This is a genomic window from Streptomyces sp. DT224, from assembly GCF_049844595.1.
Lineage (GTDB): Bacteria > Actinomycetota > Actinomycetes > Streptomycetales > Streptomycetaceae > Streptomyces.
Window position 1 is genome coordinate 261,731 of sequence record NZ_JBNCLI010000001.1, and the last position, 14,139, is coordinate 275,869.

Below are 14,139 nucleotides of genomic sequence, written 5' to 3' on the forward strand. Positions count from 1 at the left end.
TCATGAGGTCTCCAGGTGGTCGAAGGATCGGCGGCGCAGGACGAGCAGCGCCGCGCAGAGCACGGCCGCTCCCGCCCACGCGCCCTGAGCGGGGAGCCCCGCGAAGTAGCGGAGCGCCGTCGGCGTCCGGTCGAGGAGTGCCGACGGGGACGTGTCGAGCGCCGGTACGGTGACGGCGGCCGCCCAGCCCGTCGCGACGACGACGGCCGCGGTGCGGCAGCCGACGTACGAACCGAGCCCCAGGGCCGCGAGCGTCAGAGCGAGTCCGGGCAGCAACCAGGCCAGGGGGCCCGGCCCGCCGGCCGACGCGGGCAGCACCGCCCACGCCAGGGCGAGCGCCGGGACGGTCGCCCCGAGCACCGCGGCCGTCCTGGTCAGCAGCAGCCGCAGCCCGCCGCCGGGGGAGGTGGCGATGATCTCGTGCAGGGGGTCGGCGGAGCGCCCGTACGAGACCCCGACCCCGGCGAGCGGCAGCACCGGCGCGACGAGCAGCAGAAGCGCCCGGGCCGATGCGTCGAACCCGCCCCCGTACGCCAGGGCCACGGCCGCGCACACGACGAGCAGCAACGCCCCGGTCCACGGCCCCCGCAGCGCGGGCCCGGCGGCCCAGAGCACCCGGCCGACACGGTGGCCTCCGGGCAGGCGGCGCCCCGCATCGGACACGCGGCGCCATGCGGATCCGGCCGCCCGGGCCCGGCCGCGCCACCCCCCGGGCACGTCCACGCCGCCGGACCGGCGCCCCGCGCCACGTGCCTGCCGCCACCCGCCCGCCCCCGTCGCCGGAACCGCGCCCGCCCCTGCCGCCCGAACCGGCTCCGTCACGGTCTCGGCCAGGACCGCCGCCCGGACCGCGTCCAGCACCGCCGCTCCGGACGTCCGGTCGCGTACCGCCGTCGACACGCGTTGCGCGCAGCCGGTGCAGCACTCGACGTGTTTCTCCAGGGACCAGGAGTCCGTCTCCGGCGCCGTGCCCTCCGCGTACCGCAGGGCCAGATCGTCCGTCACGTGCCAGGTCGTCATGCCGTGCCTCCCAGGGGGCCGTGCTCCGCGACCAGCCGGTCGAGGGCGGCGCGCAGTTCGCGGCGGGCCCGCATGGCCCGGGTCTTGACCGTGCCCTCGGGTATGCCGAGCAGCCGGGCGGCCTCCCTGGTGGTGAGGCCGTCGACCACGGTCGCCCGGAGGACCTCCCGGAGTTCGGGGGAGATCCGGTCGAGCGCGGCGCCCACGTGCCCGTACTCCAGGCCGGCCAGGACGCGGTCCTCGGCGGACGGGGCGGGGGCGGTCCAGCGGGCGTCGCCCGCCTGTCCGGCCGCCGTCGCGCGTTCCGTCCGGGCCCGGGTCCGCTGGGCGTCGACCAGGCGGCGGGCGGCGATCACCCAGAGCCAGCCGCCCGCCGCCGCGCCCCGGTGCGCGGAGGCGGAGCGCCAGACCGTCACGAAGGTGTCCTGCACGACCTCCCGTACGGTCTCCGCGTCCGGGCACCGCCGGCTCAGCCGGGCGAGCAGCCAGCCGGCGTGCCGGTCGTAGAACGCTGCCAGGGCGGCCGTGTCCCCCTGGGCGACGGCACGCAGCAGCGCCTCGTCACTCCGGTCGTCCCCCGAGGGGCGCAAGTCGCTCACACCTCTATATCGCCGACCGGCCACCCCCCGGTTCACGCCCGGTGTGCGGAAACCGGCCGGCCGCTCAGGCCCGGGGCATAAGGACCCCGCGCAGCTGGTTGATGCCCGTGTGCCAGGGCCCGTCCTCCGCTTCCTCCCAGAGCTCCAGCGCCTCGGACGGTTCGGTCAGGACCCGGTCCAGGGCCCGGAGCGCGAGCTCGCGCAGGCCGGTCAGATCCGGAAGGGGCTCGTCCGGGCCGTAGGCGGAGTCGGCGCGGGCGCCCCCGGGACACTGCGCCGCGACCAGCGCGGCCGCCGCTATGGCCTCGTTCGCCACGTCCGAGTCCAGGTAGTCCGTAGTGCCCGCCGTCTCGGCCAGCGCGGCCCGGACCATGCCCTCGCGCGCCTCCGGCGCGGCGTCGTCCAGGCCGCCGCACCAGTCGGCGGCGGTGTCGTTGTCGAAGGGGCCCACGTCCCACGTACCCATGTGTCTCTCCCTGGCGAATCGATCTCCACACAGCGTGACAGGCGCCACTGACAACGAGCCCGGAGCACCCGTTCCGGTGTGCTGCGTCTGATCGCTCAGAGCGAACAGCGGTGGGGGAACAACCTGGGGCTCACAAGCATTGAGCCGGTATAGCTCAACTTGACTGCCGAAGGGGAGATCATGGCTACTGAGTCCAACGCCGTCACACCGCTCACCCTGCCCGTGCTGCCGCTCGACGACGAGGTCGTGCTGCCGGGAATGGTGGTGCCGCTGGACCTGTCGGACACCGAGGTGCGCGCCGCCGTGGAGGCCGCGCAGGCCGCCGCCCGGGAGGGCGGCGGCAAGCCCGAGGTGCTGCTGGTCCCGCGCATCGACGGGACGTACACCGGGATCGGTGTCCGCGGCACCGTCGAGCAGGTGGGGCGGCTCTCCGACGGCGACCCGGGCGCCCTCATCCGGGGCCGCGACCGGGTCCGCATCGGAGCGGGCACCAGCGGCCCCGGCGCCGCGCTCTGGGTGGAAGGGGTCCGGGCGGACGACTCCGTCCCCGACCCCCTGCCCGGGGCCGTCGCCGAGCTGGTCAAGGAGTACAAGGCGCTCGCCACCAGCTGGCTGAAGAAGCGCGGCGCCTGGCAGGTCGTGGACCGGGTCCAGCAGATCGAGGGCGTCTCCGCGCTCGCCGACAACTCGGGCTACTCGCCCTTCCTCACCACCGCCCAGAAGGTGCGCCTGCTGGAGACCACCGACCCGGTCGCCCGGCTGAAGCTCGCCATTCAGTGGCTGGGCGAACACCTCGCGGAGCAGGACGTCGCCGAGTCCATCGCCAAGGACGTCCAGGAGGGTGTCGACAAGCAGCAGCGCGAGTTCCTGCTGCGGCGCCAGCTCGACGCCGTGCGCAAGGAGCTCGCCGGGCTCAACGGGGACCCGGAGGACGAGTCCGACGACTACCGGGCCCGCGTCGAGGCCGCCGATCTGCCCGAGCACGTCCGCGAGGCCGCGCTCAAGGAGGTCGACAAGCTGGAGCGCGCCTCCGACCAGAGCCCCGAGGGCTCCTGGATCAGGACCTGGCTCGACACCGTCCTCGAACTGCCCTGGACCGAGCGCACCGAGGACGCGTACGACATCAAGGGTGCCCAGGAGATCCTGGACGCCGAGCACGCCGGCCTCCAGGACGTGAAGGAGCGCATCACCGAGTACCTCGCGGTGCGCAAGCGGCGGGCCGACCGCGGGCTCGGCGTCGTCGGCGGGCGGCGCGGCGGCGCGGTGCTGGCCCTCGTCGGGCCGCCCGGCGTCGGCAAGACCTCGCTCGGGGAGTCCGTGGCGCACGCCATGGGCCGCGAGTTCGTCCGCGTCGCGCTCGGCGGTGTCCGGGACGAGGCGGAGATCCGGGGCCACCGGCGTACGTACGTCGGGGCGCTGCCCGGGCGCATCGTGCGCGCCATCAAGGAGGCGGGCTCCATGAACCCGGTCGTCCTCCTGGACGAGATCGACAAGGTGGGCTCGGACTTCCGGGGCGACCCGGCCGCCGCCCTCCTCGAAGTGCTCGACCCCGCGCAGAACCACACCTTCCGCGACCACTACCTGGAGGTCGAGCTCGACCTCAGCGACGTCGTCTTCCTGGCCACCGCCAACGTCCTGGAGGCCATCCCGGAGGCGCTGCTCGACCGCATGGAGCTGGTCAGGCTCGACGGCTACACCGAGGACGAGAAGGTCGTCATCGCCCGCGACCACCTGCTCCCGCGCCAGCTGGAGCGGGCCGGCCTGGAGAAGGGCGAGGTCACGCTGGACGAACCGGCGCTGCGCAAGCTGGCCGGCGAGTACACCCGCGAGGCCGGCGTGCGGAACCTGGAGCGCGCCGTCGCCCGGCTGCTGCGCAAGGTCGCGGCCCAGAGCGAACTGGGCGACCGCGAGCTGCCGTTCACGGTGGGCGCGGACGACCTGCGCGGTCTCATCGGCCGCCCGCACCACGTGCCCGAGTCCGCCCAGGACCCGGCCGAGCGCCGTACGTCGGTGCCGGGCGTGGCCACCGGGCTCGCGGTGACCGGGGCGGGCGGGGACGTCCTCTTCGTGGAGGCGTCGCTCGCCGACCCGGAGACCGGGGCGTCCGGGCTGACCCTCACCGGTCAGCTGGGCGACGTCATGAAGGAGTCCGCGCAGATCGCGCTGAGTTTCCTCCGGTCGCGCGGCGCGGAGCTCGAACTGCCGGTCGCGGACCTCAAGGACCGGGGCGTGCACATCCACTTCCCGGCGGGCGCGGTCCCCAAGGACGGCCCGAGCGCCGGCATCACGATGACGACCGCGCTGGCCTCGCTGCTCTCCGGCCGGCTGGTCCGCACGGATGTGGCGATGACCGGTGAGGTCTCGCTGACCGGGCGGGTGCTGCCGATCGGCGGCCTGAAGCAGAAGCTCCTGGCCGCGCACCGGGCGGGCATCACCACCGTGGTGATCCCCAAGCGGAACGAGGCGGACCTGGACGACGTCCCGGCCGAGGTCCTGGAGACGCTGGACGTCCACCCGGTCACCGACGTCCGCCAGGTCCTGGAGATCGCCCTCGCCCCGGCCACGGCGGAGCACCGGATCCCGGCCGCGGCGTAGACGCCGCGGACACGGCGGCCCGCCTTCCCCTCGCGGGGGAGGCGGGCCGTTGCCGTACGCGCCTACGGGCGGTAGATCGTGCCCGGCACCGGCTTGGCCGGGGCCATCAGCTGGGGGACCGTCACGAAGGTGTAGCCCCGCTTCTTCAGGGTGTCGATGATCCCGGGCACGGCGGGCACGGTGCCCTTGTAGATGTCGTGCAGCAGGATGATGCCGTCCTTGCTCGCCTGGTCGACTATCCGCTTCCGGATCAGCGCGGAGTCGGTCGTGGAGTAGTCCTTGGCGGTGGCGCTCCACAGGATCTGGGAGAGGCCGAGGTCCTTGCAGATGCCGGAGATCGTGTCGTCGGTGCGGCCCTGCGGCGGGCGCATCAGCCGGGGCTTCCTGCCGGTGATGTCCGCGATCGCGTTCTGCGTCTTCTCCAGCTCGGCGCGTATCTCGGCCGGCTTCCGGTCGGTCAGGATCTTGTGCGACCAGGTGTGGTTGGCGATCTCGTGGCCCTCGGCCGCGAGGCGCCGCACGGTGTCCGGGTGCTTCTTGACGTGGTTCTTGCCGAGCAGGAAGAAGGTCGCGTGGACCTTCTTCTCCTTGAGGATGTCCAGCAGGCGGGGCGTGTCCTCGGCCGGGCCCGCGTCGAAGGTCAGGGCGATGCACTTGGCCTTGCGGCAGTCGACCGGGCCCATCGGCGCCTTGGCGTCAGCGGCGGCGTCGTCGCGGGCCGAGCCCGGCGCGGTGGTCTCCATCGTGCAGCCGCTCAGCGTGAGCGCTGTCACAAGAGCGACGGCCAACCCCGAGCCGATCGACTTCCTCTTACTGGGCACGGCGTGCCACTCCCTCTGGTGAACGAACGCACTGGTGTGCGACCTGGAGCGGCGACTATACCTGTGGCGTATACACCGGGTTCATAGTGGGGTGGCCCGGACGCGAAGAAGCCCGGCGACGGGGTACGTCACCGGGCTCCGCCGGACAGGCCCTAGCCGTTCGCGAGCGCCTGTACGCGATCGAGGGCGCCGTTGAAGTGGTTGTGGTCGCCCACCGTCGGGCCGGAGGACGTGTACTGCCAGATCGTGTAGAAGCCCCAGCCGGCCGGAAGCGTGCCGACCGTGGTGTTGTACCGGGCCACCCACAGAGGGTTGGTCGTCCCGAAGCTCGCGTTGTTGCCCGTGCAGGACTGCCACCAGCTGGTCGCGGTGTAGATCACCGCGTCGCGCCCGGTGCGCGCCTTGTAGGTGTTCACGAAGTCGCGGATCCACGAGACCATCTGGGACGCGGTCTTGCCGTAGCACTGCGCGCCGTACGGGTTCCACTCGATGTCGAGCACGCCCGGCAGGGTCTTGCCGTCCCTGGACCAGCCGCCCCCGTGGTCCACGAAGTAGTTGGCCTGGGTGGCGCCGCTCGTGGTGTCGGGCGTGGCGAAGTGGTAGGCGCCGCGGATCATCCCGACGTTGTACGAGCCGTTGTACTGCTGCGCGAAGTAGGGGTTCGTGTAGTACGTCCCCTCGGTGGCCTTGGTGTACGCCCACTTCACGCCGCTGTTCCAGAGCGTGGACCAGGCGACGTTGCCCTGGTGGCTGCTGACGTCCACGCCCTCGGTCTGGGCGGCGCGGCCCTCGACGGGCAGGCCGCCCTTGCCGTCGTGGGCGATGACGCCCATGCCCATGGTGGCGGAGCCGCGCGTGGGCGCCGTGGGGTCGCCGATGTCCGCGTTCGACGTGCCGGGGAGCGCGATGAGGAGGGAGAGTGCTGCGAGCAGGGTGCCGGCCGCGGCGAAGCGCGAGCGGCGGGACTTCTTGGAGCCGGATCTGTGCACGGGCATTGCGTGCCTCCGAGACCTCGGTGGGGGGAGCTGCCGACCCGGGAGGCGCCGCGCGGCGACCCCGGAGGCATGTCATGGTGTGGACATGCCATGCATGACGCTACGCACGTAGACCCGTGCGGCGGAAGAGGGCCTGGGCGGCGCCGTTGGTCTACTCCTGCGAAATACTGGCGGAGCTGCGGCGATGACCGGCGGCGGAAGAAACTTTCATCTGCGGGAAAGCTCTTGAGGGGAGTTGACGTGCACGGGAGCGAAAGCGGACGTGAACCCGGCGCTACCGGAGGAAGTGGTGTGGACCACGAATTCCTCGCTCTGGAGCTGGAGTTGGCCGTCTTTCTGCGCCGGGCGCGGGCCAATTCCGGCGAGATGGCGCGCGAGGTGCACCCCGAACTGGAGGCCGCCGCCTACGGCCTCTTCGTACGCCTGGAGTCCGCCGGCCGGCAGCGGGCCACCGACCTGGCCGCCTACTTCGGCGTCGGCAAGGCCACCATGAGCCGGCAACTCCGCGCCCTCGAAGCGCTCGGTCTGGTGGCGCGCGAGCCCGATCCGGCCGACGGGCGCGCGTTCCTCGTCCACCTCACCGACGAAGGGCTCGCCCGCTTCCGGAGCGTCCGCGACGCCCGCCGCGACCGCTACGTCCGCAAGCTGGCCGACTGGGACCGCGCCGAGGTCGCGGAACTCGCCCGCCTGCTGCACCAGCTGAACGCCCGCGCCGAGGACTGAGGTCCGTCACAGGCGGACGTACGCCGCCGTCGCGTCGTCGTGGGTCTTGCCCCGGAGGTGCTGACGCTCCGTGTCCGCGTCCTCCAGGGCGCGGACCCGGTCGATCAGCGCCTGCGGGCCCTCCTTCGCCAGGACCGCCAGACACGACGCCCAGTCGCCCGCGCCGAACATCTCCGTCCACCGGCTCGCCCCGTCCGTCATCGCGGCCAGGGCCCGCACCTCGGCGCGCGGCGTCCGCCCGGTGACCGCGCGCTGCGCCACGGCCGGGTCGGCGGCGGCCGTGAAGAAGCCGCCCTCCTTGTTCCGCGCCCGGGCGTCGGCCACCGCGTCCGAGACCAGGAGCTCCCTGGGCAGCCGGCCGAGCCGGTCGTCCAGCACCGCGCGGACGCCCCCGGCGGGCGATTCGAGGAGCAGTACCGAATCGGACAGCACCAGGTGCTCCACCTCGGCCTCGTCCCAACGCACCGCGACGACGGTTGCCTGCGGCGTACGTACGTGAGAAAGGTCACAGGTCGAGCGGTGGGCGTCCGCGGTGCGCCGAATGGACTCCGCGAGGATCTCCCGCAAGGTCAGATCCCGTCGGGAACCGGACAGTTCGACCAGCGCGCCGCCCAGCCGGGCCGTGAACCACGGAACCGGGTGCACACAACCGGCGTCGCCCTTCGGCGGGGTCACGCCGTCGAGCAGCACCAGCCCTCCGCCCCGACCGGAAGCGGGGAGGAGCGAGGCCGTCCAGTCCTCGTTCGGGCGGTCCGGGGCGCCGGGGGCGGTCGCGAGTTCGATACGCACGCGGCCAGTCTGCACGATGCCTTCACTGTGCCTGCACGGCACCGCGATTGGTGTGTACCAGCAGGTCAGAAGGTCGGTCGAGGCGGAAGGAATCACTCCGCCCCAAGGTGCGGGCGGGCATCCTGCCAAAGCCCGCCCGGAAGTTCCAGCCGGTGTCCGCGCATGGCGCCGGGACCCGCTGGGGAGACTTGTTCGCCAACTCGGGAGTGATGTTCACTCGTTCGTGTGGCGGAGCGGTTGATGCGCGCCCCCTCCTGAAAAGCACTGGAATGGTCGGGAGCCGTACCAGGGGGCGGGACGCTCGTTCACGTGACCGCGCGTCACCTCTGCTTCAAGGGCGGACGAGTCGAGATTGCGAGCACCGGTGCAGAAGAAGCGGCCTCGGAGCAAGGGCGGCAGCAACAGCGGTTCCGAGGCGGCGCCGACGACCCCGGCCGAGGGCGGTCGCCGTGTGCGCGTCCGCAGCCGGCTGGTCGCGGGCGTCGCCGTCGTCGGGATCACCGTCATAGCGGCGGGGACACCGGCCGTGCTCGCCGCCTCGTCCGACCTCACCGACTCGCAGCACCTGGTCACCCTCGCCGAGCTGAACCAGCAGGCGATCTCCCTGGCCCACGCCCTCGCCGACGAGCGCGACGAGGTCACCGCCTACATCGCGGGCGGGCGCGAGGGCGAGCCGGGCGGCCGGGGCGCCCGCGTCGACCAGCGGGTGGACGAGATCCGGGAGACGGCACCCGCCGACCTCCAGCGCGACCTGTCCGCCATCCCGTCCCTGCGCCGCGACGCGGTCAGCGGCAAGGAGTCGGCCCTGGAGGCCCACCAGGCGTACTCCGAGGTCATCGCCAAACTCCACGGCCTCGCCGACGAGCTCACCCGCTCCACCCCGCCGCGCGCCGCCGACGCCACCCGCACCCCGCAGGCGCTCGGCCGGGCCACCGAGCAGGCGTCCGCCGCCCGGGGGCTGCTGCTCGCCGCGCTCGCCGTGCCCCGCCCGGAGCCGGCCCCGCCGCGCATCGACCCGTTCACCGGGCTGCCCGTCCAGGGCGAGGACGAGGGCGAGACCAAGGAGGACCGCACCCGCGACGCGCTGAGCGCCGCCGCCCAGCAGGCCCGGGTCGGCGAACTCTCCGCGCTCGCCGACTTCGACCGGTCCGCCGGCGCCACCGCTCGCGACAAGCTGGCCTCCACCGTCACCGGACCCGAGGTCAACAGCGCCGAGAAGTACCTCGCCGAGCTGACCGACCGCCCCGAACTCTCCGCATCCGACCTGAAGGTCAGCGAGAAGAAGGTCGCCGCGGCCCTCGCCGCCCGGGTCGACCGGATGCGCTCCGTGGAGTCCGCGCTCGGCACCACCCAGGTCCAGCGCCTCGAACAGCTCCGCGACGACGACGTCACCGCCCTCGAACTGCGCATCGCTCTCCTCGGCGGCTGCCTGCTCGTCGCGGTCGCCGTCTCCACCGCCGTCGCCCGCACCCTCACCCAGCCGCTCGCCGTGCTCCGGATCGGCGCCACCCGCCTCGCCGCCGAACCCGAGACCGCCGAACCGGTCCGCTACACCGGCCGCAACGACGAGTTCGCCCAGACCGTCCGCTCCATCAACGCCCTGCACGGCCGCTTGCAGGGGCTGCTCCAGGAGGTCGACGGGCGCTTCGCGCACCTGGAGACCGAGCGCGCCGAACTGCTCGCCGGACGCGAGGCCCTCACGGTGCAGCGCGCCGAACTCCAGGTGCGCGCGGCGGACCTGACGGCCCAGCTGGAGAAGCTGAAGAACACCGTCCACCACACCTTCGTCAACCTCTCGCTGCGCACTCTCGGCCTGGTCGAGCGGCAGCTCGGCGTCATCGAGTCCCTGGAGGAGCGCGAGCAGGACCCGGAACGGCTCGGCACGCTCTTCAAGCTCGACCACATGGCCACGGTCATGCGCCGCCACAGCGAGAACATGCTGGTCCTCGCGGGCGCGGACCACGGACACGGCCACCCGGGCCCGATCCCGCTGGTCGACGTCCTGCGCGCGGCCGTCAGCGAGATCGAGCGGTACGAGCGGGTCACCATCCAGTCCCTGCCGCCCCACGCCCAGGTCGCCGGGTTCGCCGCGGACGACCTCAGCCACCTGGTCGCCGAGCTGCTGGAGAACGCCACCTCGTTCTCGCCGCCCGACTCCCACGTCCAGCTCTCCGGCTGGCTCCTGGAGAGCGGCGAGGTGATGCTCTCCGTCCAGGACGGGGGCATCGGCATGTCGTCCGTACGGATGGGCGAGCTCAACACCCGCCTGGCCGACCCGGCGCTCTTCGAGGCCGGCGAGCAGAACGCCGACGGGGCCGGACTCGGCCTCCAGGTCACCTCGCTGCTCGCCGCCCGGCACGGCGTACGCGTGGAGCTGCGCGAACAGAAGGGGAGCGGGGTGACCGCGGTCGTCGTCCTCCCCGAGGCCCTGCTGCCCCAGGCGCTCCCGGCCGCGACGCCCCCGTCGGTGACCGCCCCGGGCGACGCGCCCACGCTGAACCTGCCGGGCTCGGTGGCCGAGGCCAACTCCAACACCCTGCCGGGGCGCTCCACGCCGACCTCCGACGACCCGATGATCGCGGCGGCGGAACGGGCCCTCGCGGGGGCGGGGGCGGCGAAGCCGCCGGTGACCCCTGAGGCGCCGGTGACCCCTGAGGCTCCCGAGGCGCGGGAGACTCCCGAGGCGTCAGCGCCCGAAGAGCCCACGGTGACTCCCGAGGCGTCAGCGCCCGAAGAGCCCGCAGAGGCCCCCGAGCCGGAGCCCGCCCCGGAGCCCGCCCCCGAGCCGGAGCCCGCCCCGGAGCCCGCCCCCGCCCCCGCCCCGGAGACCGCCTCCGCCCCCGAGCCCGCCGACGAGGCCGATCCCGAGCGCACGCTCCAGGTCCGCCTCCCCCGCCCCCCGTCCCGGGCGGACGCGACCGCCGCCGGCCCGTACGCCATCGGCCCCGACCGCCACGAGCGCGCCGCCGACGAGGCCCCGGCCGCCGAGGCCCCCGCCGCGCCGGAGCAGCACGCGGACACCGTCCCCGCCCCGCGTAAGCCCGAGGCGGAGGCCGTCACCGACAAGGGGCTGCCCAAGCGGACGCCCAAGGTGGTCCGGCCCGCCGGGGCGCCCGCCGCCGAGCGGCGGGGGAGCGTCGACAAGGAGGCCCTGCGGCGCAGGCTCGGCGGCTTCCAGCAGGGGGCCAGGGACGGCCGCCGCGACGTCGAGGCCGAACTCGCCGAGGGCGCGAGCCCCACACGTACCGAGCACGCCGAGCCGGCAGGCCGTAGCGACGGCCGGACCGGAGAGACGGGGGACACAGTCGAGGAGGCACGCAGTTGACTGCGCCCAGCACATTCGGGCTGAGCACCGAGGCCCGGAACCTGCACTGGTTGCTGAGCAATCTCGTGGAGGAGGTGCCAGGGGTCCACTCGGTCACCGTCGTCTCGTCCGACGGGCTGATGCTGCTGTCCTCCGACCCCGGCCACCACGACGACGCCGAGCCCGCGGCCCCGCAGAGCGGTCCGCGCGGTTCCAGTGCCGACCTGGCGACCATCGTCTCAGGCATCGGCAGCCTCACCGCCGGCGCCGCGAAACTGATGGAGGGCGGCGGCGTGAAGCAGACCATGGTCGCCATGGAGGAGGGCAGCGTCTTCGTCATGTCGATCAGTGACGGCTCGCTGCTCGGGGTGCACGCCGCCCCCGACTGCGACATGGGCGTCATCGCGTACCACATGGCGCTGTTCGTCGGCCGCGCCGGACACGTACTCACCCCCGAACTCCGCAGTGAGCTGCGCAAATCGATGGAGAGCGCCCAGTGAGCCACGCCGCAGCCGGACCCGCCCGCAAACTGCCCGTCCGGGGGGCCGGCAAACGGCCCGCGCGGGTCCGCCCGTACTCGCTCACCGGCGGCCGCACCCGCTTCGGGCACGTCCTGCTGGTCGAGACGTTCGTCGCCGCGCTGGAGGCCCCCGAGGAGCGCCGCGAACTCACCAACGGCAATCTGACGACCCGTCTGATGCCTGAGCTCCGGGCCATCGTCGAGCTCTGCCGCCGGATGCGTACCGTCGCCGAGATCTCGGCGCTGCTGAAGATGCCGCTCGGTGTGGTCCGGGTGCTGCTCAGCGACTTGGCCGACCAGGGAAAGATCCGCGTGTACGGGACCGGGCACGGCACCGGCCAGCCCGACCGCGCACTGCTCGAAAGGGTGCTCGATGGACTCCGCCGTCTCTGAGTCGCTGTTCGCACCGCGACAGCCGGGCCCGGAGGACCAGCCCGAGGAGCAGCTCCAGCCCTGGCAGCTGGACCGCACCCGGGCCCCGATCGCCACGAAGATCGTGGTCGCGGGCGGTTTCGGCGTCGGCAAGACCACGTTCGTGACCGCGGTCTCCGAGATCACCCCCTTGCAGACCGAGGCCATGATGACCCGGGCCAGCGAGGACACCGACGACCTCAGCGCCACCCCGGACAAGGCCACGACGACCGTCGCCATGGACTTCGGCCGGCTCACGCTGGACGACGACCTCGTGCTGTACGTGTTCGGCACGCCGGGCCAGCAGCGGTTCTGGTTCATGTGGGACGACCTGGTGCGCGGCGCGATCGGTGCCGTCGTCATGGCCGACACCCGTCGCCTCGCCGACTGCTTCCCCGCCCTCGACTACTTCGAGAGCTGCGGACTGCCGTACATCGTGGCCGTCAACCACTTCGAGGGAACGCCGGGCTTCGAGGCCGAGGACGTCCGGGAGGCCCTGACCGTACCCGCGCACGTCCCGATAGTGATCATGGACGCGCGCAACCGGATCACGGTCGTCGAGTCCCTGCTGGCCCTCGTCGGCCACGCCCTCGACGCCACCCCCGCGTAGCCCCCAGCCTCCCCCTCAGCACCACACAACGGAGAACCGCGATGCGGAAGATACTGATAGTCGGAGCCGGCCAGTCCGGGCTCCAGCTCGCCCTGGGACTTCAGTCCAAGGGGTACGAGGTCACCCTGATGTCCAACCGTACGGCCGACGAGATCCGCTCCGGGCGGGTCATGTCCACGCAGTGCATGTTCCACACCGCGCTCCAGCACGAGCGGGACCTCCGGCTCAACTTCTGGGAGTCCCAGGCGCCGCGCATCGAGGGGCTCGGTGTCTCGGTCGCCGCCCCCGACTCCTCGCGGGCCGTCGACTGGGTCGGCAAGCTCGACGGATACGCCCAGTCCGTGGACCAGCGCGTGAAGATGGCCGGCTGGATGGACACCTTCGCGCAGCGCGGCGGACAGCTCGTCATCCACGGCGCGGCCGTCTCCGACCTGGACTACTTCTCCCGCACCTACGACCTGGTGCTGGTCGCGGCCGGGAAGGGCGAGCTGGTCTCGATGTTCGGCCGGGACGCCGCCCGTTCGCCGTTCGACGCCCCGCAGCGCGCGCTGGCCGTCGCGTACGTCCACGGCATGGGCCCGCGCCCGGAGCACCCGGAGTTCGACGCGGTCCGCTGCAACCTGGTCCCGGGCGTCGGCGAGCTCTTCGTGATGCCGACCCTGACCACGTCCGGCCGCGCCGACATCCTGTTCTGGGAGGGCGTCCCGGGCGGCCCGCTCGACGCGTTCCAGGGCATCAAGGACCCCTCCGAGCACCTGGCGAAGACCCTGGAGCTGATGGAGAAGTTCACGCCGTGGGAGTACGCCCGCGCCACCAAGGTCGAGCTGACCGACGCCAACGGCACCCTCGCCGGCCGTTACGCCCCCACCGTCCGCAAGCCCATCGGCCGGCTTCCCGGCGGCGGCCTGGTGCTCGGCGTCGCGGACGTCGTCGTCGCCAACGACCCGATCACCGGCCAGGGCTCCAACTCGGCGTCCAAGTGTGCCGCCGCCTACCTCGACTCGATCGTGGAGCACGGCGACCGGGAGTTCGACGAGGCGTGGATGCAGTCCACGTTCGACCGGTACTGGGACACCGCCCAGCACGTCACCAAGTGGACCAACGCCATGCTTGGCGTCCCGCCGGAGCACGTGCTGAACCTGATCGGCGCCGCCGGACAGCTCCAGCCGGTCGCGGACCGCTTCGCCAACGGCTTCAACGACCCGGCGGACTTCGAGAACTTCTTCTTCGAGCCGGAGAAGGCGGACGCCTACCTCGCCTCGGTGGCGGGCCCGGCCGCCTGACCG

Annotated in this window: 13 protein-coding genes; 7 read left to right on the forward strand and 6 right to left on the reverse strand. The window is 73.0% G+C overall.

The annotated features are described in order from the left end of the window. From ACLQ2N_RS01210 to ACLQ2N_RS01220, 3 genes are all read right to left on the reverse strand, one after another. Positions 1-1,020: a hypothetical protein gene (locus tag ACLQ2N_RS01210; RefSeq protein ID WP_425808420.1), complete on the reverse strand. Its 1,020-nt coding sequence runs from the start codon at positions 1,018-1,020 to the stop codon at positions 1-3. Further along, complete coding sequence (locus ACLQ2N_RS01215; protein WP_425808421.1) at positions 1,017-1,619, reverse strand: RNA polymerase sigma factor; 603 nt, start codon at positions 1,617-1,619, stop codon at positions 1,017-1,019. Before ACLQ2N_RS01215 ends, ACLQ2N_RS01210 begins: the two co-directional genes overlap by 4 nt. Positions 1,620-1,683: 64 nt before the next feature. Then, a complete protein-coding gene (locus ACLQ2N_RS01220) occupies positions 1,684-2,085 on the reverse strand; it encodes a DUF4259 domain-containing protein (RefSeq protein ID WP_425808422.1) in 402 nt (133 codons plus the stop codon). A gap of 180 nt (positions 2,086-2,265) precedes the next feature. On the opposite strand from ACLQ2N_RS01220, the gene lon reads away from it, so the two are divergent. Further along, on the forward strand, positions 2,266-4,680 hold the full coding sequence (gene lon / locus ACLQ2N_RS01225) for an endopeptidase La (RefSeq protein WP_425808423.1): 2,415 nt from the start codon (positions 2,266-2,268) through the stop codon (positions 4,678-4,680). 62 nt (positions 4,681-4,742) lie between these two features. On the opposite strand, the gene ACLQ2N_RS01230 is transcribed toward lon, so the two are convergent. Together ACLQ2N_RS01230 and ACLQ2N_RS01235 are read right to left on the reverse strand one after the other, a co-directional pair. After that, positions 4,743-5,423 (reverse strand): polysaccharide deacetylase family protein, encoded by a 681-nt coding sequence (locus ACLQ2N_RS01230; protein WP_425808965.1) that lies wholly within the window; start codon positions 5,421-5,423, stop codon positions 4,743-4,745. Between the two features lie 230 nt (positions 5,424-5,653). Then, the gene (locus tag ACLQ2N_RS01235; RefSeq protein WP_425808424.1) at positions 5,654-6,496 is read right to left on the reverse strand and encodes a lysozyme; all 843 of its coding nucleotides are present in this window, start codon (positions 6,494-6,496) and stop codon (positions 5,654-5,656) included. A gap of 240 nt (positions 6,497-6,736) precedes the next feature. Between ACLQ2N_RS01235 and ACLQ2N_RS01240 the strand changes: the two genes are divergently transcribed. Then, the gene (locus ACLQ2N_RS01240; protein ID WP_425808425.1) at positions 6,737-7,219 is read left to right on the forward strand and encodes a MarR family winged helix-turn-helix transcriptional regulator; all 483 of its coding nucleotides are present in this window, start codon (positions 6,737-6,739) and stop codon (positions 7,217-7,219) included. A gap of 6 nt (positions 7,220-7,225) precedes the next feature. Here ACLQ2N_RS01240 and ACLQ2N_RS01245 read toward each other — a convergent pair whose 3' ends face one another. Further along, the gene (locus ACLQ2N_RS01245; protein ID WP_425808426.1) at positions 7,226-8,008 is read right to left on the reverse strand and encodes a hypothetical protein; all 783 of its coding nucleotides are present in this window, start codon (positions 8,006-8,008) and stop codon (positions 7,226-7,228) included. Positions 8,009-8,372: 364 nt separating this feature from the next. On the opposite strand from ACLQ2N_RS01245, the gene ACLQ2N_RS01250 reads away from it, so the two are divergent. The 5 genes from ACLQ2N_RS01250 to ACLQ2N_RS01270 are packed head-to-tail and all read left to right on the forward strand — an operon-like array spanning position 8,373 to position 14,136. Beyond that, positions 8,373-11,333, forward strand: a complete 2,961-nt coding sequence (locus tag ACLQ2N_RS01250) for a nitrate- and nitrite sensing domain-containing protein (RefSeq protein WP_425808967.1) — start codon at positions 8,373-8,375, stop codon at positions 11,331-11,333. Beyond that, complete coding sequence (locus ACLQ2N_RS01255) at positions 11,330-11,812, forward strand: roadblock/LC7 domain-containing protein (RefSeq protein WP_425808427.1); 483 nt, start codon at positions 11,330-11,332, stop codon at positions 11,810-11,812. Before ACLQ2N_RS01250 ends, ACLQ2N_RS01255 begins: the two co-directional genes overlap by 4 nt. Next, positions 11,809-12,225, forward strand: coding sequence for a DUF742 domain-containing protein (locus tag ACLQ2N_RS01260; protein WP_425808428.1), 417 nt, complete (start codon positions 11,809-11,811; stop codon positions 12,223-12,225). Before ACLQ2N_RS01255 ends, ACLQ2N_RS01260 begins: the two co-directional genes overlap by 4 nt. Continuing rightward, positions 12,206-12,853: a GTP-binding protein gene (locus tag ACLQ2N_RS01265; RefSeq protein WP_425808429.1), complete on the forward strand. Its 648-nt coding sequence runs from the start codon at positions 12,206-12,208 to the stop codon at positions 12,851-12,853. Before ACLQ2N_RS01260 ends, ACLQ2N_RS01265 begins: the two co-directional genes overlap by 20 nt. 41 nt (positions 12,854-12,894) lie before the next feature. Continuing rightward, a complete protein-coding gene (locus ACLQ2N_RS01270) occupies positions 12,895-14,136 on the forward strand; it encodes a styrene monooxygenase/indole monooxygenase family protein (RefSeq protein ID WP_425808430.1) in 1,242 nt (413 codons plus the stop codon). Positions 14,137-14,139: the final 3 nt, after the last annotated feature.